Source organism: Paracoccus sp. SJTW-4 (genome assembly GCF_047716885.1).
In the GTDB taxonomy this organism is placed as follows: domain Bacteria; phylum Pseudomonadota; class Alphaproteobacteria; order Rhodobacterales; family Rhodobacteraceae; genus Paracoccus; species Paracoccus solventivorans.
Map to the genome: position 1 here is coordinate 2023793 of NZ_CP136681.1, position 21772 is coordinate 2045564.

A 21772-nucleotide genomic window follows, 5' to 3' on the forward strand; every position below is an offset into this window, starting at 1 on the left:
GCGTCCATAGGAGTTGCGCGCCGCGAACGGGCGCGCCGTCACGGCAAGCGCGGCTTGCCGAACAACGGGGAGGAGAAGATGAAGATACGGGCGGTTCTGACCATGACCACTTGTGCCTTGGCAATTCCTGCCATGGCCGAGGAAACGGTCAGCTACGCATCCTATGGGGGCGCTTATCAGGAAGGCGTTCGCAAGGCCATTCTGGACCACCTGCCGGCCGACCACGGCATGACGGTGGTGGATTATGTCCTTGCCGGCGGCATTCGCGACCTGCGGACCAAGGTCAAGGCGAATGCGGTGGATATCGACGTCGCCGAACTTTACGGCGGGCTTTGCGACATGGCCGTTCAGGAAGACCTGATCGAGCCGCTGGATTATTCCCTGATCCCGAATGCTGCGGGCATTCCAGAACATCTGCGCAAGGAACACTGGGTCGGCTTTACCGCCTATACCACCGTCCTGGCCTGGAACACCGATGTCTATGGGGATAATCCCCCGCAATCCTGGGCGGATTTCTTCGATGTCGAGAAGTTCCCCGGCACCAGGGCGACGGGCTTTTCGACGCCCCAGACCAACCTTGAAATGGCGCTGTTGGCAGATGGCGTTCCCAAGGACGAGATCTATCCGATCGACATGGACCGCGCCTTTGCCAAATGGGCCGAGTTCAAGCCGAATATCACCGTCGGCTGGATGACGGGCGCCCAGGCCACGCAGCTGGCGACGTCGCAGGAAGTCGACATGCTGGCGCTGTGGGCCGCGCGGATCGAGGCCGCGATCGAGGAAGGCGCTCCTTATGCCTATACGCTGAATGACGCGGTCATGGACGTGGAATGCCTGGTGGTGCCCAAGAACTCGCCCAACCGCGAAGGCGCGATGCGGCTGATCAATCACCTGCTCGACCCGAAATATCAGGCGAACCTACCCGATTACATTCCGTATGGCCCGATGAACCAGGACGCATTCAAGAGCGGGCTGATCCCGCCCGAAAAGGCCGAACGGATCGTGACCAGCACGGAAAACCTCGCCAAGCAGCTGATCACTGACATGGGCTGGTGGGCCCAGCACACCACGGAAGCCCAGGCCCGCTGGGACAGCACCATGCAGTGACGCCGAGGGCGGCCGGACAGGATCTTACCGCTCCGCCCGCCCAGTTCCGACGATTGTCGCATAAGCCGGCCCCGGGGAACCGGGGCCTTCACCCGACGCACACAGAAACATGGGATGTGGACATGACCCAGGCTCACGCCACGGCTTTGCCCGTTCAGGTGCAGTCGCTTTGCAAGTATTTCGGGACAGTGCGGGCGGTCGAGGACGTGTCGTTCGATATCCGCGCCGGAGAGTTCCTGACCCTGCTTGGCCCTTCGGGTTCGGGCAAGACAACGCTGCTGATGATGATCGCAGGCTTCACCCGGCCGACACGGGGGTCGATCCGCATCGCCGGGCAGGAAATCATCCACCTGCCGCCGCACAAGCGCAATATCGGCATGGTGTTCCAGAATTATGCGCTGTTTCCGCATATGTCGGTGGGCGAGAACATCGCCTATCCGCTGCGGCTGCGCAAAATGTCCCGCGCCGCGGCCGAGGACCGCGTCCGCCAGGTGCTGGATCTGGTGCAGCTGGGCGGCTATGCCGAGCGCCGCATCAGCGAATTGTCGGGCGGGCAGCGGCAGCGGATCGCCATCGCCCGCGCCATCGTGTTCGAGCCCCGCATCCTGCTGATGGACGAGCCGCTGTCGGCGCTGGACAAGCAGCTGCGCGAAACCATGCAGATCGAGATTCGCAAGCTGCACGACAGGCTGGGGATGACCACCATTTCGGTCACGCACGACCAGCGCGAAGCGCTGACCATGTCGGACCGTATCGCAGTGTTTTCCAACGGAAAACTTGCCCAGGTCGCGACCCCTGCGGATCTGTACGAAAAGCCGGAAAGCCGCTTTGTCGCCGAGTTCATCGGTGAATCCAGCTTTCTGCCGCTTAGCCACACGCCGCAGGGTCTGGCCTACGGCAATCAGCCCATCCGCTTTGCCCATGCCCCCGAGGCGGTCCCCGCGGATGGGATGCTGATGCTGCGCCCCGAGCGCCTGCGGCTACTGCCCGCCGATGCGCAGATCCCCCCGGATGGCGCGAACTTCTTTGAAGGCCAGGTGCAGGCCGTGGTCTTCCAGGGCGAAAGCCTGCTGTTCGAGGCGATGCTGGACGGCGGCCACAAGGTCTATTCCCGAATGGCGAACCGGTCGGAGAATACCCGGCTTCTGCCCAGGGTGGGCGAGCGCGTCACCCTGCGCTTGGAAAGCGCTGATGCGCGCATCGTGCGGGCGGAGGACTAGCATGGCAGCCACGTCCCCCCTGCCCGATGCGACGGCCCCTGATCTGGGACAGACCTCGCTGGCGCTGCAACGCGAGGCCAGGGTCGAACGGCGCGCCCTTGGCCGGCTGGCTCTGCCGGCGCTGGGGATCGTCACGGTGCTGATGGTACTGCCGATCCTGTGGCTGCTGTCGATGTCGGCGGTCGGCCAGGACGGGCGTATCGGGTTCGAGAACTACCGGCTGTTCTTTTCGGAATCGGTCTATGTCCAGATGTTTCTCAACACCTTCTGGATCGCCTTCATCGTCACCGTCGTCTGCGTGCTGCTGGCCTATCCGGTCGCCTATCTGATGGCGATCCTGCCCTCGCCGTGGGCGGGGGTGCTGATGGTGCTGGTGCTGGTGCCGTTCTGGACTTCGGCGCTGGTGCGGACCTTTGCCTGGCTGATCATCCTTCAGCGCAACGGGCTGGTGAACAAGGCGCTGCTGTGGCTGGGAATGATCGACCGGCCGATCCCGCTGGTCCACAACATGACCGGCACCATCATCGGCATGGTGCATATCATGGTGCCCTTCCTGATCCTGCCCCTTTACGCCTCGATGAAGGCGATCGACGGCAACCTGATGCGGGCCGCGGCCAATCTGGGCTCGAACCCGGCCCATGCGTTCTTCCGGGTGTTCCTGCCGCTGTCGATGCCCGGGCTGGTCGCCGGGACGATCATGATCTTCGTGATGAGCCTGGGGTTCTACATCACGCCGGCCCTGCTGGGCGGCGGGCGTGTCAAGATGATCGCGCAGCGGATCGAGGAATCGCTGGCGCTTTATCCTACCTGGGGTCCGGCGGCCGCGCTTGCCGTGCTGCTGCTGGCGATGACCGCAATCTGCCTGTTCGCCAGCCTGCTGCTGGTGCGGCGGATCTCGGCAGGCCGATAAGGGGGAAAGCAGATGGAATCCCATGTGTCCCACCGCGCCCGGATCTGGCTTTATGTCCTTGTCGGGTTCGTGGTCTTTTTCCTTGTCGCGCCCACGCTTGTGGTGGTGCCGGTCTCGTTCAGCTCGACCACCTCGCTGTCCTTTCCGCCCACCGGCTGGTCGCTGCGCTGGTACGAGGAGTTCTTCAGCCAGCAGAAATGGCTGGGTTCATTGTGGCTGTCGCTGCAGGTCGCCCTTGGCACGATGATCGTGGCCACGACGACCGGGATTGCGGCATCCTATGCGCTGCATGTCGGGAACTTTCCGTTCCGCAACACGGTGCGGGCGATCCTGGTGTCGCCGCTGGCGGTGCCCTCGATCCTGATCGCGGTCGGCATCTTCTTCGTCTATGCGATGCTGGGCGGAATGCTGAACACGCGGCACGGGCTGATCCTCGGGCACAGCGTCGTGGCGATGCCTTTTGTCGTGCTGACCATGATGGCCGGCTTTGAATCCTATGACATGAACCAGGAAATGGTGGCCCGCAGCCTGGGGGCCAACCGTTTCACCGCCTTCATGACCATTACGCTGCCGCAGCTGAAGTTCTCGGTCGCAACGTCGATGCTGCTGTCGTTTCTGGTGTCCTTCGACGAGCTGATCATCTCGCTGCTGATATCGTCGGGGCCGATGTCCACACTGCCCCGCGTCACTTTTGCCACCTTGCGCGACGACGTGGACCCGACGCTGGCCGCGGTCTCGACCCTGATGCTGCTGGTGACCAGCATCCCGCCGCTGCTGCTGTTCCTGCTGACCAGCCGCGCCAAACGAAAGGGAGGCCGCGATGCGTGACGACCCTGAACGCGAGCTCGACGGTTTCGTCGAGCTGCATCGCGACGGCGCGGTGCTGGAAATCCGCATGGTAAAACCCAAGGTGAACGCGATCTGCCGCCGCTTCAGCCGGGCCATGGAACGCGCGGCGCTGCATCTGCAGAACGATCCCGAGCTACGCGTGGGCATTCTGTCCAGCGGCAACGACAAGGCGTTCTCGGCCGGGCTGGATTTCCGGGAAGCGACCGAAACCGACGAAAGGGACCGGGGCGTCAAGGCGGAAGAGGGCGGCTTCGGCGGCATCACCACCCTGTGGTCGCTGAAGAAACCCCTGATCGCGGCGATCAATGCGCCGGCGATCGGGGGCGGGCTGGAACTGGCGCTGTCCTGCGACATCCTGCTGATGGCGGACGAGGCCTGGCTGCAACTGCCCGAGCTTCAGCGCGGGTTGCTGCCGGACGGCGGCGGGCTGCAACGCTTGCCGCGCCGCATTCCCTGGCATGTGGCAACCGCGATGATCTGGACCGGAGAGCCGATGTCAGCGGCCGAGGCGCTTCGCTGGGGGCTGGTCTACCGCACCGCACCGCGCGCGCAGTTGATGGATCTGGCCCGCAGCATCGCACAGCGGGTGTCCCGGGGCGCGCCGCTGGCCGCGCAGGCGCTGAAGGAAACCCTGCGCGCCGTCGACGGGCTGCCCGACCGCGAGGCGATGGAGCTGCGCGCAGACACGCAGGGCGACCTGTCCTGCTACCGGCAGATGCTGTCGTCCAGCGACATGATCGAAGGCCAGCGCGCCTTTCTGGAACGCCGCCCACCTCGCTGGACTGGGCGCTGATCGAAGGCCCTGGCGCCCCGGATTGCACAAAATCGAATGGAGGAACCAATGTACGAGTTTATCGAGATCGAGCGCCACGATGCCGTCGGGGTGATCGCGCTCAACCGTCCCAAGTCGCGCAACGCGCTTGCCATGGGGATCACCATCGAGCTGCGGCGCGCCCTGCGCGAAGCGGCAGAAGACAGGACGATGCGGGCGCTGATCCTGACCGGCCGGGGCGGCGCGTTTTCCGCGGGCGCCGATGTCAAGGAATGGGCCAGCAAGTCCGAAGGCGACAACCCCTGGCCCGACATGAACTGGGTCGAGGAATCGCTGAAGCTGATCCAGCAGGTCCATGACATGCCCAAGCCGACCATCGCCATGATCGACGGCGCGGCGGTGGGGGCGGGGCTTGACATGGCACTGGCCTGCGATTTCCGCTATGCGTCCGACCGGGCCAAGTTCATCTGTTCTTACACCAACGTCGGCTATAACCCCGACTGCGGCGGCACCTGGCTGATGCCGCGCGTGATCGGGCTCGAGGCCGCCAAGCGGCTGGCTTTTACCGGAGAGCTGTGGACAGCCGATGTCGCGCTTGAGAACCGGCTGGTCAGCCACGTCTCGGACCCCGACCGGCTGTGGGACAACACGCTGGAGTTCGCGCAGCGGCTGGCCTCGGGGCCGACGGTGGCCATCGCCCAGACCAAGCGCCTGCTGAACAGCGCCTTCAGCCGCAGCCTTTCGGACCAACAGCTGGAAGAGGTCGCCGCGGGCAAGCTGTGTGCGCCGACGCAGGATCACGCCGAAGGGCTAGCCGCCGCCAATGAGCGCCGCGCCCCCCGCTTTGTCGGCGCATAGGAGACGGGCATGGATTTCGCACTCAGCTTCGAGCAGCAATCGCTCGTCGACTCGCTGGAAGAGTTCTGCAAGCGCGAGCTCTATCCCCATGAAGCCCTGGTCGAGGAATTGCGCTATGTCCCCGACGAGATCCGGCAGGACATACGGCAGAAGGCCGCCGAAGCCGGGTTCACCAACATGTATGTGCCCGAGGAATGGGGCGGGGCCGGGCTGGACAAGCAGACGAAGATGCAGGCCGAGCGCGTGATGGGCAAGCCGCATTCCCCGCTAGGCATGTGCATGAACCGCGGCGTCACCGGCATCCTGTTCAAATGCCGGGGCGAGCAGATCGAGGAATATCTGTTGCCCTGCATCCGGGGCGAACGAAAGGACGCTTTCGCCCTGACCGAACCCGGCGCCGGGTCCGACGCCCGTGCCATCACCACCCGCGCGGTGCGAGACGGCGACGATTGGGTCATCGACGGGGTGAAGCAATTCATCTCGGCCGCAGATATCGCCGATTTCATCATCCTGATCGCGGTCACCGGGGTGGAGCAGACCGAACGCGGGCCGCGCAAGCGCTTTACCTCGTTCCTGGTGGACAAGGACACGCCCGGCCTGCGGGTCGAGCCGATGAAATCCATCGTGACCCGCGGCTATAACCCCAACATGATCTATCTGGACAAGGTCCGGGTGCCCGACAGCAAGATCCTGGGCGACGAGGGCAGCGGCTTCGACACCGCCAACGAATGGCTTTACGATGGCAGGGTGGCGCTGGCGGCGCATTGTGTGGGCCGGGCCGAGCGCATATTCGAGATGACCAAGGAATGGGCCGCGTCGCGCAAGGCTTTCGACCGGACCATCGGCGAGTTCCAGGGCGTCGGTTTCAAGGTGGCGAACATGGCCGTGGACATCAAGCTGGGCGACCTGATGGTCAAGGAAGCCGCCTGGAAGATGGACGAGGGGTTGATGAACCGCACCGAAGCCTCGATGGTCAATTACTGGTGTTCCGAAATGGTGTTCCGGGTGGCCGACGACGCGGTGCAGATTTTCGGCGGCATGGGCCTGATGGAGGATTTTCCCATCCAGCGTTTCTGGCGCGACGCCAGAATCGAACGCATCTGGGAAGGAACATCCGAAGTTCATCAGGATGTCATCGCCCGCGATATCCTCAGACCCTACAGGCAGTAATTCCAGTGTCGCAAAACCCGGGACAGTTAAGGCAGCCGCGCGAGAAACGCGTACCCAAGCCGCGATTGACGAGCGAGGCCCGAAAGGCCGAGCTGATCATCGCGACCCTGCGGTCGCTTCGCAAGCACGGCTATCTCAATTCCACGATCAGCACCATCAGCGAGGAATCGGGCCTGTCCCGGGGCCTGATCAGCCATTATTTCGACAACAAGGACGACTTGCTGATCTACGCCCACAAATATTATCTTCAGAATGTGGACGATTTCTTCCGGCATGTCGTGATCTCGACGGACAGCGGGCATTTCGGAAAGCTATACTATGCCGTGTGCGTCCCGTTCCTGCGCAACATGGGCTATGAACAGATGCTGATGCATTACTTCAGCGCCGCTTGGGTCCTGCCCGAGGTGCTGGCCATGCATCGCAATCTCTGGGGTCGCTATCGCACGAATATCACCCGGCGCATCGCCTCGGTCGCGCGCGAACGCGGGATGGAGATCGACGCCCGCATGGAGGCCATCACCCTGACGCAGCTGGCGGACGGGCTGTGGCTGGGGCTGGTGATGGAAGAAGCCTATACCCGCGAAGAATGCCGGCTGATCCTCCGGAAATGGCTTTGCGACCAATTCGGGGAAAACCCCGAGGACTACCCGATAGATCCGCCCATCGATCTCGAGAACTACGAGACCAGGGCGCCGCTGCCGCCCTATCGCGATTGACCCGCAGCGCCTTGCCTGGCGCGGCCAACCCGATCTTCCGAATGCAAGAGGGCACGAATGCCGTTCCAAACCGCAGACGATGTCACCAAACCCCGCCTTTCCGAAACGCGCCGCCGCAACCTGCAACGGCTGCTTGCGCCGCGCCGCATGGCCTTCATCGGCGGCGGGCAGGCCGCGCGCACGCTGGAGACCCTGCGACTTCAGCCTTTTGCAGGGACGGTGGACGTCGTCCACCCCACCCGCAGCGAGATGGCCGGCTTTCGTTGCCTGCGACGCATCTCGGATCTGCCCGAACCGCCGGACGCCGTGTTCCTGGCGGTCAACGCGGATGCGACCATCGCGGCGCTGGACCAGCTGCGCGAGATGGGTGCGGGCGGGGCAGTCTGCTATGCCTCGGGCTTTGCCGAGATCGGCGGGGCGGGCGCAGCGCGCGACCGCGACTTCGTCCGCGCGGCCGGCGACATGGCCGTGGTCGGGCCGAACTGCTACGGGATGGTGAACTATGTCACCCATGCCAGCATCTGGCCCTCGGCCTATCCGCAGCTGCCCACCACCCGCGGCGCGGCCGTGATCTCGCAAAGCGGCAACGTGACCGGGCATATCGTCGCGAACGGGCGGTCGGTGCCATTCTCTTATCTTATCAGCGCGGGCAACCAGGCGGTGCTGGGGTTCGAGGACTATATCGACTTTCTGGTCGACGACCCCCACGTGACCTGCCTCGGCTTGTTCATGGAGGGCATCCGCGACGTTCCCGCCTTTTCACGGGCCTGCCTGCGGGCGCGGTCCAAGGGAATGCCGGTGATCGTCTGCCGCTCGGGGCGATCAGAACTGGGCGCGGCGATGGCGGCCAGCCATACCAGCTCGCTGGCCGGCAGGAACGAATATTATCAGGCGCTGTTCCAGCGGCTTGGGGTGATCGAGACCGATAACGTTCCGCAATTCCTGGAAATGCTGAAGCTCGCCTCGCTGGCCGGCCCCGTCACTGGCCGCAGGATCGCGGTGTTTTCCAGCTCGGGCGGCGACAACGGGCTGGCGGCCGATTACTGTTCGCTGGCCGGCCTGGAGCTGCCCCAGCCCGGGCAGCAGGCGATCGACGTGATCCGGCCGCTTCTGCCCGCCTTTGGCCATGTGTCGAACCCGCTGGATTTCACCGCCGGATACTGGGGAAACGAAGAGCTTCTGACGCCGATGTTCACCAGCCTGCTTGCGGGCGAGGTCGATGCCGGGATGCTCGTCGTGGATTACCCCCCGCATGGATCGCCCTACAAGGCGGGCGAGGCCCACGCGGCGATGGACCGCGCCCTGGCCGCCGCAGCCAGGGCGGCCGGCAAGCCGGTCTTTCACGCGTCGGTCAACAGCGGCGGCATCACCGAAGAGGCCAGCCGCGCGATGATCGCGCAGGGGATCGTGCCGCTTCAGGGGCTGCATGACGCGGCCGAGGTGATTTCCCGGTGGGCGGCGCATTGCGCCCGACTGCGAGAGGACGCGGTTGCCGGCTCCGGCGGGCTTGCCGTACGGATTCCCCACGCGGTGGGGGCGATTCCCGACGCTCTGCGCAGCGTGAACGAGGCGGACTCCAAGCACCGCCTCGCCGCGCATGGGCTGGACATCCCGCAAGGGCAGATGATCACCCTGCCGCAGATCGCCGATCTGCCCGAGACCTTCGCAGCCCCCATGGTACTGAAGGTCCTGCACGACGAGCTGCCCCACAAGACCGAGGTCGGCGGCGTGGCGCTGAACCTGGCAACGCGGGCCGATACGCTGGAGGCGGCAAACCGCATGGCTGCCGCCGTTGCGCGGCATCGCCCCGACCTGCGGCTGGAGCGCTTTCTGCTTGAACCCATGCAGCCGCAACCACTGGCCGAGCTGATCGTAGGCGTGAAACGCGACCCGCTGTTCGGCATGGTTCTGGTGATCGGGGCGGGCGGCATCTTCGTCGAACTGCTGAAAGAGGCGACCCCGCTGCTGTTGCCGGTCACCCGCTCGGATGTCGAGACGGCGCTACGCGGGCTGAAGGTGTTCCCGCTGCTCGACGGGTTCCGCGGCCGTTCCGCCGCGCAGCTGGACCCCGTCATCGACGCAATCATGGCGGTCGCGGACTACGCCTGCACACATCTCGACACCCTGTCCGAACTGGACGTCAACCCGCTGATGGTTTTCGAAGATGCCGCGGTCGCCGTGGATGCGCTGATCGTCGAGGCAGCGCCCGGCACGGCGGCGGCCGCGCAGATGGGCAACGCCCCGTGCGACCTTGCTTGTGAGGAGGCGAGATGAAGGACGAAGCCCTTTCCAGCCAGACCGGGGCCGAAGCCCTGGTACGCACCTTGATCGCGGGCGGCGTGGACACCTGTTTCGCCAATCCAGGCACCAGCGAGATGCATTTCGTCGCCGCCCTGGACCGCATTCCGGGCATCCGCTGCGTTCTCGGGTTGCAGGAGAACACCGTCACCGGAATGGCGGACGGATATTTCCGCATCGCGCGGCGGCCGGCCGCTACCTTGCTGCATTGCGGCCCGGGCTATGCCAACGGCATCGCCAACCTGCACAACGCACGCCGGGCCGGCAGCGGCATGCTGAACATCGTGGGCGACCATGCGATTGCGCATGTGTCTTGCGACAGCCCACTGACCTCTGACGTCGATGCGCTGGTGCGCGCCACCTCTGAATGGCATGCATTCGGCACCGATCCGGCGCGGATCGGCGCGGATGCCGCGCGCGGCCTTGCGCAGGCGGCATCGGCCCACGGGCGGGTCGCAAGCCTGGTCCTGCCGGCCGACGTGTCATGGAACAGGGGCGGCGTCGCCGCCGAACCTCTGGACCCCGCCGCCCCCGGCCGCCCCGACCCGAGTGCGATCGCCAAGGCGGCGCATGCGCTGCGGTCCGGGCGCAAGGCGCTGATCCTGTTGGGCACGCCGGCCGTGCAGGTAGATCTGCATCCGCTGCTTGCCGGCATCGCGCGGGCCACGGATGCGACGCTGATGGCCAGTCCCACGATTTCCGCCCTGCCGCGCGGCCGGGGCCGGCTGGCGCTGCCCCCGGTTCCCTACTCGGTCGATCAGGCGATCCGGGAACTCGCGCCATATGACGTGCTGATACTGGTGAACTGCCCGCCGCCGGTGGGGTTTTTCCTGTATCCCGGCCGGCCCAGCTACATGCAGCGCTCCGATGCCGAAATCGTCACCCTGTCGCGCGAGGATCAGGACGCCGCAGCCGCCCTGCAGGCGCTGGCCGCCGCGCTGGACGCCAGCCCCGCCGGCATTCCTGTTCAAAGCGTTGATATTCCCCCGGCGACAGGGCCGATCACCCCCGAAACCCTGGCTGCGACGGTAGCGCGGCTGCTGCCTGACGATGCAATCGTGGTGAACGAAGCCCTAACCTTGGGCGGCGGGTTCGAGGCGGCAATGCCTTTTGCGGCGCCCTGCGACTGGCTGACCGTGACCGGCGGCGCGATCGGAGGCGGTATGCCTCTGGCCACCGGGGCGGCAATCGGCGCGCAAGCGATCGGCCGCCCGGACCGGCGCGTCGTCACGCTGCAGGCGGACGGATCTGCGGCCTATACCGTGCAGGCGCTGTGGACGCAGGCACGCGAGGGGCTGCCGGTCACCACACTGCTGCTCAACAACCGCTCTTATGCGATCCTGCTGGACGAATATGCCAAGGTCGGCGCGCAGCCCGGCCCCACCGCCCGCGACATGATGAGCCTGGACCGCCCTGCTCTGGACTGGGTTTCCATCGCGCAGGGTTTCGGGGTCCGCGCCGAGGGGGTGACCACGGCGGAAGAGCTTTCCGCTGCCTTTAGCCGCTCGCTTTCCGCAAGCGGTCCGACGCTGCTTGACCTGCGCTTCGATTAAGGCGCGCGCGCCCGGCAGGCTGCCGCTCTAACGCGCCGACAGCGCCGCGCGCAGGTCGTAGTCGTGGGCGGCCAGCGTGTCGCGGCTGATGCCGGCCGGCTGCGCCAGCAGGCGGCGTGCGGCCATGTGGCGGCCGGCCTGGTTGATGGTCTCGACGGCGATCAGCCGGTCCTCGCGGAAAGCCAGCACCGTGTCGGTGGCGCCGGTGGCGTCCTGCAGCGCGTGGGTCGCGTCCCAGCCGGCGGACAGCCCGGCGATCTGCAGTTTCAGCGGCCCCTGGTCGGACCAGAACCACGGCAGCGCGTCATAGGGGGGCTGTTCCTGCCCGGCGATGCTGCGCGCGACATGGCGGGCGTGGTCGGCCGCGGCCTGTACGGATTCCAGCCGCACGTGCCTGCCGTCGAGCGGGAAATTCGCGCAGTCGCCGATGGCGAAGACCCGCGGATCGCTGCTGCGCAGATGCCCGTCCACGGTGATGCCGTCGGCGACCGCAAGCCCGGCGTCCTGCGCAAGCTCGACATTCGGGCGCACCCCCACGGCGACCAGCACCAGATCGGCGGGGATGGTGCTGCCGTCGGCCAGCGCCACGCCCGTCGCACTTTCGTCACCAAGAATTGCAGCACCCAGCGCGCCCAGCCGCACCTCGACCCCGGCGCCGCGGTGGAAATCGAGGAAGCGCGCCGAGGTCGGCGGGGTCACCGCGCGCGACATCAGCCGGTCGGCGGCCTCGATCACCGTGACCTCGACGCCGGCCGCGGCGGCCACGGCCGCGAACTCCAGCCCGATGAAGCCGCCGCCGATCACCACCGCCCGCCGCGCGCCCGCCATGGCCGCGCGCAGCGCCGCCGCGTCCGCCAGCCCGCGCAGCAGATGCACCCCCGGCAGCTCGATCCCCGGCAGCGGCGGCAGGATGTTGCGCGCGCCGGTGGCCAGCACCAGCCGGTCGAAGGGCAGCGCCTCGCTCCCCGCCAGCTGCACCCGGCCGGCGGCAAGGTCGATCCGGGCGACCGGGGTCTCGGGGCGGTAGTCCACGCCCTCGGTATCGAAGAACCCCTGCGGCTTGAGCGCCAGCCGGCTGGCGTCGCCGTCGGCCATGTAGCCCTTGCTCAGCGGTGGGCGCTGATAGGGCAGGCCGGGCTCGTCCCCGATCAGGGTGATGCGTCCTTTAAACCCGTCCTGGCGCAGGCTGGCCGCGACCTGCAAGCCGCCCTGCCCCGCGCCGATGATGACCACATGTTCCGACATGACCCGCCCCTTGCCCGATTCCGGCCGAAACTGCGGCAAGCGGGCGGGCGGGCGCAACCCCCGGCGGCTCAGATCGGCCAGCCGCCGCGCCGCATCGCCGCCAGCATCCGCGCCCCCGCATCCGGCGCCCGCGCGTCGATGGCGCGGTGCTTGAGGAACCACCACAGATAGGGGGCGTGGTCCGGCCGGGCGGTGGCGGCGGCCGCGATCGCGGTCTGGGCGCCCAGTTCCGCCACGTTCAGGCAGGGGTGGTGAAAGTCGATCTGCGCGAACAGCACCACCGGCTTGTCCAGAATCAGCCCGTCAAAGGCCACCGCGCTGTTCTGCGCCACCACGAAGGCGCAGTCGCGCAGCAGCGCCATGGTGTCGCCGCCGATGGTCAGCTTGGGGTAATGGCGCTGCAGCTGCGCCAGGGCCCGGTGATCGGCCTCGTCGTAGAGTTCGGAGGGATGCAGCGTCGCCACCACCGGGCGGCCGCTGCGGCAGGCGGCCTCGACCATCTCGACGGGGCTGGCGGTCTGGAACGAGCGGGTGCGGCGGATCTGGCCTTGCAGCGGCACCAGCACGTGGTCGCCCCGCTGCGGCGGCGGCCCGGGCAGCACCCGCTGGCGCAGGCGCTGGACAAAGGCGGCAGCGCGGGCCGGGTCCACGGTCTCCGGGTCGAACGCGGTGCGGGCGACGGCAAAGCGCCAGCGCTCGGCCACCGGCTCGATCCACCAGAACGGATAGTGATAGGCGCGGCGCAGCGTCAGGCAGCGCGGGTGCAGCGGCCGCTTCATGTAGAGCAGCGCATAATCGCCGAGGGGCGGCTCGGGGTCGGGGGCGGCCGAGGCGGGCTCGAACGCCACCCGCCAGCCCTGCGCGCGCACCGTATCCGCCAGCACCGCCATCGCCGGAAAACTGCCGGCGCGGGCCGAGGCCAGCATCTGCCCATGCAGGTGGACGCGCAGGGTCGGGGCGGTTTCCATGCCCCAGCCATAATCCGCGCAGCCGCGTTGCGAAAGCGGCACCGCGCCCATATCTGATGCCGCGGCAACGGACGAGGACGAGATGAGCGACGAGCGTTTCCCCGGCTGGCACGGCACCACGATCCTGGCGGTGCGCCGCGGGGCCGAGGTGGTGATGGCCGGCGACGGGCAGGTCAGTGTCGGCCAGACCGTGATGAAGGGGACCGCCCGCAAGGTCCGCCGCCTGTCCCCCGGCGGGCGCGACGTGGTGGTGGGCTTTGCCGGATCGACCGCCGACGCCTTTACCCTGCTGGAACGGCTTGAAAAAAAACTGGAATCCGCGCCCGGGCAGTTGCAGCGTGCCTGTGTCGAGCTGGCCAAGGACTGGCGCACCGACAAATACCTGCGCAACCTGGAGGCGATGCTGATCGTCACCGACGGCGCCCAGCTTTATGTGGTCACCGGCGCCGGCGACGTGCTGGAACCCGAACATGACGTCGCCGCGATCGGCTCGGGCGGAAATTACGCGCTGGCGGCGGCGCGGGCGCTGAGCGACGGCGACATCGACGCCGAGGCGATCGCCCGCCGCGCCATGGCGATCGCCGCCGAGATCTGTGTCTATACCAACGGCAACCTGACCGTGGAACGGATCAGCGCCTCGTGATGGCGCCGCCGGACCGGGGCGCTGCCCCGGACCCCGGGATATTTTCATGATGAAGAACGAACGGAGCCTGCGGCCATGACCGACCTGACCCCCCGCCAGATCACCGCCGAGCTTGACCGCTTCATCATCGGGCAGGCTGACGCCAAGCGCGCCGTCGCGGTGGCGATGCGCAACCGCTGGCGGCGCCAGCAGCTGTCCGCCGACCTGCGCGACGAGGTGTATCCCAAGAACATCCTGATGATCGGCCCCACCGGCGTCGGCAAGACCGAGATCAGCCGGCGGCTGGCGAAACTGGCGCACGCCCCCTTTGTCAAGGTCGAGGCCACCAAGTTCACCGAGGTCGGCTATGTCGGCCGCGACGTGGAACAGATCATCCGCGACCTGGCCGACGCCGCCATGGTCGAGACCCGCCAGCGGATGCGCGAGGAGGTGACCGCGCGCGCCCGCGCCGCCGCCGAGGACCGGGTGATCGCCGCTTTGGCAGGCGAGGGCGCGCGCGAGCAGACGCGCGAGCTGTTCCGCGGCAAGCTCAAGCGCGGCGAGCTGGACGACACGGTGATCGAGCTGGAGCTGAACGACACCTCCTCCCCCCTGGGGATGGAGATTCCGGGCCAGCCCGGCATGGGCCAGATGATGGACCTGTCGGCGCTGATGAAGGCGTTCGGCGGCCGCCGGGTGCGGCGCAAGGTCACCGTCGCGCAATCCTACGAGCTGCTGATCGCGGAAGAGGCCGACAAGCTGCTGGACGACGAGCAGATCAAGGCCGCGGCGCTGGACTCGGTGCAGCAATCCGGCATCGTCTTCATCGACGAGATCGACAAGGTCTGCGCCCGCAGCGACGCCCGCGGCGGCGAGATCTCGCGCGAGGGCGTGCAGCGCGACCTGCTGCCGCTGATCGAGGGCACCACCGTGTCCACGAAATACGGGCCGGTGCGTACCGACCACATCCTGTTCATCGCCTCGGGCGCGTTCCACATCGCCAAACCCAGCGACCTGCTGCCGGAACTGCAGGGGCGGCTGCCGATCCGGGTCGAGCTGCGGGCGCTGACCGAGGCAGATTTCATCCGCATCCTGACCGAGACCGACAACGCCCTGACCCTGCAATATGCCGAGCTGATGCGAACCGAGGGCGTCGAGGTCAGCTTTACCGAAGACGGCATCGCCGCCCTGGCCCGCATTGCCGCCGAGGTGAACGGCAGCGTGGAAAACATCGGCGCGCGCCGGCTTTACACGGTGATCGAGCGGGTATTCGAGGACCTGTCCTTCACCGCCCCCGACCGCCGGGGCGAGCGGGTGCTGGTGGACGCCGCTTTCGTCGAATCGCAGCTGGGCGACCTGGCGCGCTCGGCCGACCTGTCGCGCTACGTGCTTTAGGGGGCTGGAAAGCGGCGCGGGATGGTGGGGTGGGGGAGCCGGGAAGGTTGCCGCGTACCGGCTTGAAACGCCGCATATTCAAGGGGCCTTGCCGGATTCAGGACGTTTCCTGCCCCCGACCGCTGTCCAGGTTTAGCGGCGCTCAGGCGACGGGGCGCCCCTGACCCGGATCAGCCGGGAAGCCGCGATTCCGCGCGATCCCGACCAACTGCCGGTAAAGCCCCGGCTCGATCCCGAGGCAGAGCTGGAGAAATCCGCGACACGCCGGCCTGAAACGCCGCATTTCAGAGGAATCTTTTCCGGATTCAGGGGGAGCTCCTGCCCCGCCCCCTGTCCAGGTTTAGGGGGCCGCTCAGGGTGCCAGCGCGTCGCCGTGCCGGACCCGGATCAGCCGGTCCACCGGAAAGCCGCGGTCCCGGGCGATCCCGACCAGTTGCCGGTAAAGCCCGGGCTCGATCCTCGGGCGGCGGGCGAGGATCCACAGATAGCCGCGGTCCGGCCCCGACACCAGCGCCCAGCGGTAATCCTCGTCCAGCGCAAAGACGTGGTAGCCACCGGGAAATCCGGGGAAGAACGTAACCGCGAGGCTGGCGACCGAGGGATCGCCCCGGAACCGCGCCGTGGCGCGGGCAGAGCGGCGCTGGCCCGCGCGCATCCCGCTGTTGACCACCTGCACGGTGCCGTCCTGCTGCAGCCGGTAATCGGCGGTGACGTCGGTCATGCCGCGCTCGAAACGGTGGTCCAGCCGGGCGATCTCGTACCAGCGGCCCATGTAGCGCTCGACCTCGAAGCCCTCGACCGGGGTGATGCCGCGGGGAACGCGGGTCATGACGGCGCGGGCGCAGGCGGACAGCGCGGCAACAGCGGCCAGACCGGCCGCAAGATGGCGGATACGCATGGTGATCTCCTTGACGCCGGCCCAACGTGCGCGGCGCCGAAACGATCCCTGCAGGTGCCTAGAACGGCGGCCTGGCGGTAAAGCTGTGCGTCACATTGCTGTCGGGGTGGCGCAGGCGCAGCGATTCAGCGTGCAGCATCAGCCGCGGGTGATCGGCGGCAGCGCCGGTCGCATACAGCGGATCGCCCAGGATCGGGTGGCCGAGGCTGGCCATATGCACCCGCAGCTGGTGGCTGCGCCCGGTCAGCGGGAACAGCCGCACACGGGTTTCATCGTCACCGGCGCGGATCACCCGCCAGTCGGTCTGCGCCGGGCGGCCTTGTTCGTGATCGACCTTTTGCCGCGGGCGGTTCGGCCAGTCCACGATCAGCGGCAGGTCCACCCGCCCGGTCGCGGGCTGCAGCCGCCCCCAGACCCGGGCGACATAGGCCTTCTTGACCTGCCGCCGCTCGAACTGCTGGCCCAGGTGCTTCTGCGCGTGGGGCGTCAGCGCGAACACCATCACCCCCGAGGTGTCCAGGTCCAGCCGATGCACCAGCAGCACGGTCGGGAACGCCACCCGCAGCCGCGCGATCAGGCAGTCGGCGCGGTCCTCTCCGCGCCCCGGCACCGACAGCAGGCCGGCGGGTTTCTCCACCACCAGGATCTGGTCATCGTGGTGGATCAGGCGCGGCTGTTCCGGGGTGGGCTGATAGACAAAGCTCATGCCAGCCGGATTACCGGGCCACCAGCCGCACCGCCAGCCCCGCGAACATCACCGCCGCGATGCGGTTGAGCAGCCCCAGCCGCCCGGCCAGCCGCAGCCCCAGCCAGCCCGCCGCCGCGCCATAGCCCATGGTGACCAGCGTGCCGGTGGCGGCAAAGATCGCGCCCAGCCCGGCCAGCTGCTGCCAGACCGGGCCATAGGCCGGGCTGGTGAACTGCGGCAGGAAGGCCAGCAGGAACAGCACCGGCTTGGGGTTGAGCAGGTTGGACAGGAACCCCCGCCGCACCACGTCGCCGCGGCGGAGGGGCTTGCGCCCCGGGTCGGGCGGCGGCGCATTCCAGGCCCGCCAGGCCAGCAGCAGCAGATACCCCGCCCCCGCCCAGCGGATCGCCGCCAGCGCCTCGGGATGGGCGGCGATCAGTGCGCCCAGTCCCAGCACGCTCAGCCCGACATGGACCAGTACCCCCAGCCCCACGCCCAAGCCCGCCAGCGCCCCGTCGCGCGGCCCGCCCTGGATCCCGGCAGCGGTGGCGAACATCACATCCTGCCCCGGCGCGGCATTCAGCACCAGCCCGCCGGTGACAAAGGCCGCCAGCTGCGGCGCGGGAATATTGGCCAGCGTGTCCCAGATCATGCGCGCATCCTTTGGCTGCGGTTGCCCGCGCAATCTGACCTGCCCGGCGCGCAAGGGAAAGTGCGCGCGCTGGACTGTCGGCGGTGCAGCGGCTAGGAAACGGCGCAACCCCGTTGCCATCCGAAGGCCCGCCATGACCGACCGCATCCCGCTGCGCCGCGCATTGATTTCCGTTTCGGACAAGGAAGGGCTGGTCGATTTCGCCCGCGCCCTGGCCGCCCGCGGGGTCGAGCTTCTGTCCACCGGCGGGACCGCCAAGGCCCTGCGCGAGGCCGGGTTGGCGGTGCGCGACGTGGCCGAGGTCACCGGTTTCCCCGAGATGATGGACGGCCGCGTCAAGACCCTGCACCCGGCGGTGCACGGCGGTCTGCTGGCGCTGCGCGACAACCCCGAGCACCGCGCCGCGATGGAGACGCACGGCATCGGCGCCATCGACCTGCTGGCGGTGAACCTCTATCCGTTCGAGGCAACGGTGGCCAAGGGCGCCGCCTATGACGACTGCATCGAGAATATCGACATCGGCGGCCCGGCGATGATCCGCGCCGCTGCCAAGAACCACGCCTATGTGACCACCATCGTCGACGTGCAGGACTACGCCGCGCTGCTGGCGGAACTGGACGCAAACGACGGCGCCACCTCGCTGCAATTCCGCCAGCGCATGGCGCAGGCGGCCTATGCCCGCACCGCCGCCTATGACGCCGCGGTCAGCAGCTGGATGGCCGGCGCCATCGGCGAGACCACGCCCCGCCGCCGCGCCTTTGCCGGCACACTGGCGCAACCGCTGCGCTATGGCGAGAACCCGCACCAGTCGGCGGCCTTCTATACCGACGGCTCGAACCGCCCCGGCGTCGCAACCGCCCGGCAGTGGCAGGGCAAGGAGCTGTCCTACAACAACATCAACGACACCGACGCCGCCTTCGAACTGGTGGCCGAGTTCGACCCGGCCGAGGGCCCGGCGGTCGCGATCATCAAGCACGCCAACCCCTGCGGCGTGGCCCGCGCCGAAACGCTCGAATCGGCCTATCGCCGCGCCTTCGACTGCGACCGGACCTCGGCCTTTGGCGGGATCATCGCGCTGAACCGGAACCTGGACGAAGCCACCGCCCGCGCCATCACCGAGATCTTCACCGAGGTGGTGATCGCCCCCGACGCGGACGACGCCGCCCGCGCCGTCTTTGCCGCCAAGAAGAACCTGCGCCTGCTGACCACCGGCGGCCTGCCCGATGCGCGCGCCGGCGGGCTGACCTTCCGGCAGGTGGCCGGCGGTTTTCTGGTGCAGAACCGCGACAACGGCCATGTGGCCCGCGCCGACCTGCGGGTGGTGACCCAGCGCCAGCCGACCGAGGCGGAACTGGCCGACCTGATGTTCGCCTGGACCGTCGCCAAGCATGTGAAATCCAACGCCATCGTCTATGCCCGCGACCTTGCCACCGTCGGCATCGGCGCCGGGCAGATGAGCCGGGTCGATTCCACCCGCATCGGCCGGCGCAAGTCCGAGGACATGGCCGAGGCGCTTGGCCTTTCGGCACCGCTGACCGAGGGCGCGGCAGTGGCCTCGGACGCATTCTTCCCCTTTGCCGACGGGATCGAGGCGCTGGCCGCCGCCGGTGCCCGTGCGGTGATCCAGCCCGGAGGCTCGATGCGCGATGACGAGGTGATCGCGGCGGCCGACCGGCTGGGCCTTGCCATGGTGTTTACCGGACAGCGCCACTTCCGCCACTGATGAGCCACAGCGACGACATCCCCAGCTCTGGGCCCACCCCCGGGTCCGACCCGGCGCCCGCCCCGGCAAAGGCCGCGGCCCCGGCCCCCGGTGCTGCTGCCCCCGCGCCGCGCAAGCCCGCGGCCCCGGCGGACGGCAAGCCCGCGGCGCCCAAGCGCCGCCGCAAGCCTGCCCCGCCGCCGCCGAAACCGGGGCTGGGCTGGGCGGCCTGGGTCGCGGTGGCGGTGCTGGCGCTGGACCAGCTGAGCAAATGGATCGTGGTGCAGCTGCTCAACCTCAAGCAGGTGCAGGCGATCGACGTCCTCGACCCGTGGCTGAACCTGCGCATGGCGTGGAACCAGGGGGTGAACTTCGGGCTGTTCAGCTCGGACGTCGAGGTGATGCGGCTGGTGCTGATCGCGGTGGCGCTGGTGATCTGCGTCTGGGTGGCGGTGTGGCTTGTGCGGGTGCGGCCGGGGCGGCTGGCGCAGATCGCCGCCGGACTGCTGATCGGCGGCGCGCTGGGGAACGTGATCGACCGCATGGTCTATGGGGCGGTCGCGGATTTCCTGAACATGTCGCTGCCCGACTGGCGCAACCCCTACAGCTTCAACATCGCCGATATCGCGATCTTCGCAGGGGCGATCGGGCTGGTGCTGCAGCCCGGGCCATCCTCCGGCGCGGCGGGTGGCAAGGGCAAGCCGGCCGGCAAGGCCGGAAAGCCCCGCACCGCCGCGGCGAAACCCAAGAACGACAAGACCCGTGACGGCGCCCGCAAGACGCGCTAGAAGCGGGGCAACGCTCTGACTGGTGGTGCGATGCGGGCTGTTCTGTTGACTCTTTCCATGCTGACACTGGCCGCCTGTGGCGGCGACGGCCGGCTGATGCATCTGGGCAAATCCGGCGACGGCCCCGAGGAATTCGCCATCGTCCCGACAAGATCGCTGGAAATGCCCCCCGATCTGGCCGAGCTGCCGACGCCGACCCCCGGCGGCAGCAACATCACCGACCCCAACCCCAAGGGCGACGCCATCGCCGCGCTTGGCGGCAACCCGGGCCATCTGGCCGCGCAGGGAATCGGCGCCGCCGACGCGGCGCTGATCGCCCATGCCGGGCGCGCCGGCATCCAGCCCGACATCCGCGAGGTCACCGCCGCCGAGGACGAGGCCTTCCGCGGCCGCAACCGCCGCCGCGTGATGGAAGCCATCGCCGGCGCCAACGCCTATTACCGCGTCTACGACCGGCAGTCGCTGGACAGCTGGGCCGAAAACGAACGCTGGCGCCGCAGCGGCGCCCAGACCCCCAGCGCCCCTCCGCCCGGCTCGACCCGCTGACGCGGCTTGCCGCCTGGGCTGCGTAGAAGGTGCCGTGGCAGCGTCCTCTATCGCAGATAAGTCCGACTGTGCTTCCGCCTTGGTAAGGAACTAAGACTATCACGGAATTACGTTTCGAGGCGGGAGTGCTTTCTTTGGAAAGCTGTGTGCGCATTGGTCAAGGGACCATCAAGAACGTCTATCAGCACCCGCATGACCCGCATAAGGTCATCAAGACAATCCGCCCCGAGCTTGTCGCAGATGACGGAGGCTTTGCCAGTCAAGGACCACGGCGGCGCGCCCTGTTTCAGGGTGCGTACCGCCAGTTCCGCCGTCACCTGCTGCAATATCTCCAGCTCTGCAAATCGACGCGCGGATCCGGGCAGTTCAGCTTTCCCATCGAAACCCCCTCGGGCTTGATCGGCACCACCGAAGGCCTTGGGCTGATCACGGAAAAGGTGATTGCGCCGGATGGGAAGTGCTGGACCCTGCATAATCTGGCAACGGGCCCCGGGCTCGAGGAGAAACATCTGCAGGCGCTTGTCAGGTTCTTCGACGATTGCGTTCGGCTGCATGTCGTGTTCGGCGAAGTGAATGCAGCCGGGCTGATGTATACGGAATCCCGCAACGATCGCCCCGAATTCGTCCTGGTGGACGGAATCGGCGAAAAGCTTCTGATTCCGGTACGAGCGATGTCATCCAGGATCAGCGCCCGCCATGTCCGCAAGGTTCAGGCGCGCATTGTCGAGGCGCTGGATATTCCGCTTCCATAGCGCGCCCGGCTCTCTGTCTTTGGTGTGAAAATATCCTCCGGGGGGTGCGGGGGGCGGAAAGCC

At 67.7% G+C, this 21772-nt stretch carries 21 protein-coding genes; 16 read left to right on the top strand and 5 right to left on the bottom strand.

Annotated features, from left to right (window positions below):
* Positions 1 to 78 precede the first annotated feature (78 nt).
* The 10 genes from RSP45_RS09880 (at position 79) to RSP45_RS09925 (ending at position 11453) form a co-directional block, all read left to right on the top strand.
* Positions 79 to 1107 carry an ABC transporter substrate-binding protein gene (locus RSP45_RS09880; protein ID WP_415391796.1) on the top strand — a complete coding sequence of 343 codons (1029 nt, stop codon included), beginning with the start codon at positions 79 to 81 and terminating at the stop codon, positions 1105 to 1107.
* A 122-nt stretch (positions 1108 to 1229) separates the two neighbouring features.
* Entirely contained in the window at positions 1230 to 2327 is a 1098-nt protein-coding gene (locus RSP45_RS09885; RefSeq protein WP_415391797.1) for an ABC transporter ATP-binding protein, read from the top strand.
* A gap of 1 nt (position 2328) precedes the next feature.
* Positions 2329 to 3237, top strand: a complete 909-nt coding sequence (locus RSP45_RS09890) for an ABC transporter permease (RefSeq protein ID WP_415391798.1) — start codon at positions 2329 to 2331, stop codon at positions 3235 to 3237.
* A gap of 12 nt (positions 3238 to 3249) precedes the next feature.
* Positions 3250 to 4065 carry an ABC transporter permease gene (locus RSP45_RS09895; protein WP_415391799.1) on the top strand — a complete coding sequence of 272 codons (816 nt, stop codon included), beginning with the start codon at positions 3250 to 3252 and terminating at the stop codon, positions 4063 to 4065.
* Positions 4058 to 4879, top strand: coding sequence for an enoyl-CoA hydratase-related protein (locus RSP45_RS09900; RefSeq protein ID WP_415391800.1), 822 nt, complete (start codon positions 4058 to 4060; stop codon positions 4877 to 4879). The genes RSP45_RS09895 and RSP45_RS09900 overlap by 8 nt, the downstream gene beginning before the upstream one ends.
* A gap of 36 nt (positions 4880 to 4915) precedes the next feature.
* Positions 4916 to 5716 (top strand): enoyl-CoA hydratase/isomerase family protein, encoded by an 801-nt coding sequence (locus RSP45_RS09905; RefSeq protein ID WP_415391801.1) that lies wholly within the window; start codon positions 4916 to 4918, stop codon positions 5714 to 5716.
* A 9-nt stretch (positions 5717 to 5725) separates the two neighbouring features.
* Positions 5726 to 6886 (top strand): acyl-CoA dehydrogenase family protein, encoded by a 1161-nt coding sequence (locus tag RSP45_RS09910; RefSeq protein WP_415391802.1) that lies wholly within the window; start codon positions 5726 to 5728, stop codon positions 6884 to 6886.
* 65 nt (positions 6887 to 6951) lie between these two features.
* Positions 6952 to 7602, top strand: coding sequence for a TetR/AcrR family transcriptional regulator (locus tag RSP45_RS09915; RefSeq protein WP_415391803.1), 651 nt, complete (start codon positions 6952 to 6954; stop codon positions 7600 to 7602).
* A gap of 57 nt (positions 7603 to 7659) precedes the next feature.
* On the top strand, positions 7660 to 9876 hold the full coding sequence (locus RSP45_RS09920) for an acetate--CoA ligase family protein (RefSeq protein ID WP_415391804.1): 2217 nt from the start codon (positions 7660 to 7662) through the stop codon (positions 9874 to 9876).
* On the top strand, positions 9873 to 11453 hold the full coding sequence (locus RSP45_RS09925) for an acetolactate synthase large subunit (RefSeq protein WP_415391805.1): 1581 nt from the start codon (positions 9873 to 9875) through the stop codon (positions 11451 to 11453). The genes RSP45_RS09920 and RSP45_RS09925 overlap by 4 nt, the downstream gene beginning before the upstream one ends.
* A gap of 27 nt (positions 11454 to 11480) precedes the next feature.
* Here RSP45_RS09925 and RSP45_RS09930 read toward each other — a convergent pair whose 3' ends face one another.
* Both RSP45_RS09930 and RSP45_RS09935 read right to left on the bottom strand, forming a co-directional pair.
* On the bottom strand, positions 11481 to 12698 hold the full coding sequence (locus RSP45_RS09930) for an NAD(P)/FAD-dependent oxidoreductase (protein ID WP_415391806.1): 1218 nt from the start codon (positions 12696 to 12698) through the stop codon (positions 11481 to 11483).
* A gap of 68 nt (positions 12699 to 12766) precedes the next feature.
* Complete coding sequence (locus tag RSP45_RS09935; RefSeq protein ID WP_415391807.1) at positions 12767 to 13666, bottom strand: hypothetical protein; 900 nt, start codon at positions 13664 to 13666, stop codon at positions 12767 to 12769.
* A gap of 82 nt (positions 13667 to 13748) precedes the next feature.
* Between RSP45_RS09935 and hslV the strand changes: the two genes are divergently transcribed.
* Together hslV and hslU are read left to right on the top strand one after the other, a co-directional pair.
* Positions 13749 to 14309, top strand: a complete 561-nt coding sequence (gene hslV, locus RSP45_RS09940; protein ID WP_415391808.1) for an ATP-dependent protease subunit HslV — start codon at positions 13749 to 13751, stop codon at positions 14307 to 14309.
* A 75-nt stretch (positions 14310 to 14384) separates the two neighbouring features.
* Entirely contained in the window at positions 14385 to 15683 is a 1299-nt protein-coding gene (hslU, locus tag RSP45_RS09945; RefSeq protein ID WP_415391809.1) for an ATP-dependent protease ATPase subunit HslU, read from the top strand.
* Positions 15684 to 16035: 352 nt separating this feature from the next.
* Here hslU and RSP45_RS09950 read toward each other — a convergent pair whose 3' ends face one another.
* Genes RSP45_RS09950 through RSP45_RS09960 form a run of 3 tightly spaced genes read right to left on the bottom strand, consistent with a single transcriptional unit; the run spans position 16036 to position 17921 of the window.
* Positions 16036 to 16581: a lipocalin family protein gene (locus tag RSP45_RS09950; protein ID WP_415391810.1), complete on the bottom strand. Its 546-nt coding sequence runs from the start codon at positions 16579 to 16581 to the stop codon at positions 16036 to 16038.
* Between the two features lie 58 nt (positions 16582 to 16639).
* Positions 16640 to 17287, bottom strand: coding sequence for a pseudouridine synthase (locus tag RSP45_RS09955; RefSeq protein WP_415391811.1), 648 nt, complete (start codon positions 17285 to 17287; stop codon positions 16640 to 16642).
* A gap of 10 nt (positions 17288 to 17297) precedes the next feature.
* Complete coding sequence (locus tag RSP45_RS09960; RefSeq protein ID WP_415391812.1) at positions 17298 to 17921, bottom strand: LysE family translocator; 624 nt, start codon at positions 17919 to 17921, stop codon at positions 17298 to 17300.
* Positions 17922 to 18054: 133 nt separating this feature from the next.
* Between RSP45_RS09960 and purH the strand changes: the two genes are divergently transcribed.
* From purH to RSP45_RS09980, 4 genes are all read left to right on the top strand, one after another.
* The gene (purH, locus tag RSP45_RS09965) at positions 18055 to 19644 is read left to right on the top strand and encodes a bifunctional phosphoribosylaminoimidazolecarboxamide formyltransferase/IMP cyclohydrolase (protein ID WP_415391813.1); all 1590 of its coding nucleotides are present in this window, start codon (positions 18055 to 18057) and stop codon (positions 19642 to 19644) included.
* Complete coding sequence (lspA, locus tag RSP45_RS09970; protein WP_415391814.1) at positions 19644 to 20411, top strand: signal peptidase II; 768 nt, start codon at positions 19644 to 19646, stop codon at positions 20409 to 20411. Before purH ends, lspA begins: the two co-directional genes overlap by 1 nt.
* Before the next feature lie 57 nt (positions 20412 to 20468).
* Complete coding sequence (locus RSP45_RS09975) at positions 20469 to 20957, top strand: DUF3035 domain-containing protein (protein ID WP_415391815.1); 489 nt, start codon at positions 20469 to 20471, stop codon at positions 20955 to 20957.
* A gap of 125 nt (positions 20958 to 21082) precedes the next feature.
* On the top strand, positions 21083 to 21709 hold the full coding sequence (locus RSP45_RS09980; RefSeq protein WP_415391816.1) for a YrbL family protein: 627 nt from the start codon (positions 21083 to 21085) through the stop codon (positions 21707 to 21709).
* Positions 21710 to 21772: the final 63 nt, after the last annotated feature.

Excerpts from the sequence above, each read along its gene's own strand:
- RSP45_RS09880 (WP_415391796.1), top strand. The coding sequence starts at position 79 with ATGAAGATACGGGCGGTTCTGACCATGACCACTTGTGCCTTGGCAATT.
- RSP45_RS09885 (WP_415391797.1), top strand. The coding sequence starts at position 1,230 with ATGACCCAGGCTCACGCCACGGCTTTGCCCGTTCAGGTGCAGTCGCTT.
- RSP45_RS09890 (WP_415391798.1), top strand. The coding sequence starts at position 2,329 with ATGGCAGCCACGTCCCCCCTGCCCGATGCGACGGCCCCTGATCTGGGA.
- RSP45_RS09895 (WP_415391799.1), top strand. The coding sequence starts at position 3,250 with ATGGAATCCCATGTGTCCCACCGCGCCCGGATCTGGCTTTATGTCCTT.
- RSP45_RS09900 (WP_415391800.1), top strand. The coding sequence starts at position 4,058 with ATGCGTGACGACCCTGAACGCGAGCTCGACGGTTTCGTCGAGCTGCAT.
- RSP45_RS09905 (WP_415391801.1), top strand. The coding sequence starts at position 4,916 with ATGGAGGAACCAATGTACGAGTTTATCGAGATCGAGCGCCACGATGCC.
- RSP45_RS09910 (WP_415391802.1), top strand. The coding sequence starts at position 5,726 with ATGGATTTCGCACTCAGCTTCGAGCAGCAATCGCTCGTCGACTCGCTG.
- RSP45_RS09920 (WP_415391804.1), top strand. The coding sequence starts at position 7,660 with ATGCCGTTCCAAACCGCAGACGATGTCACCAAACCCCGCCTTTCCGAA.
- RSP45_RS09925 (WP_415391805.1), top strand. The coding sequence starts at position 9,873 with ATGAAGGACGAAGCCCTTTCCAGCCAGACCGGGGCCGAAGCCCTGGTA.
- RSP45_RS09930 (WP_415391806.1), bottom strand. The coding sequence starts at position 12,698 with ATGTCGGAACATGTGGTCATCATCGGCGCGGGGCAGGGCGGCTTGCAG.
- RSP45_RS09935 (WP_415391807.1), bottom strand. The coding sequence starts at position 13,666 with ATGGAAACCGCCCCGACCCTGCGCGTCCACCTGCATGGGCAGATGCTG.
- hslV (WP_415391808.1), top strand. The coding sequence starts at position 13,749 with ATGAGCGACGAGCGTTTCCCCGGCTGGCACGGCACCACGATCCTGGCG.
- hslU (WP_415391809.1), top strand. The coding sequence starts at position 14,385 with ATGACCGACCTGACCCCCCGCCAGATCACCGCCGAGCTTGACCGCTTC.
- RSP45_RS09950 (WP_415391810.1), bottom strand. The coding sequence starts at position 16,581 with ATGCGTATCCGCCATCTTGCGGCCGGTCTGGCCGCTGTTGCCGCGCTG.
- RSP45_RS09955 (WP_415391811.1), bottom strand. The coding sequence starts at position 17,287 with ATGAGCTTTGTCTATCAGCCCACCCCGGAACAGCCGCGCCTGATCCAC.
- RSP45_RS09960 (WP_415391812.1), bottom strand. The coding sequence starts at position 17,921 with ATGATCTGGGACACGCTGGCCAATATTCCCGCGCCGCAGCTGGCGGCC.
- purH (WP_415391813.1), top strand. The coding sequence starts at position 18,055 with ATGACCGACCGCATCCCGCTGCGCCGCGCATTGATTTCCGTTTCGGAC.
- lspA (WP_415391814.1), top strand. The coding sequence starts at position 19,644 with ATGAGCCACAGCGACGACATCCCCAGCTCTGGGCCCACCCCCGGGTCC.
- RSP45_RS09975 (WP_415391815.1), top strand. The coding sequence starts at position 20,469 with ATGCTGACACTGGCCGCCTGTGGCGGCGACGGCCGGCTGATGCATCTG.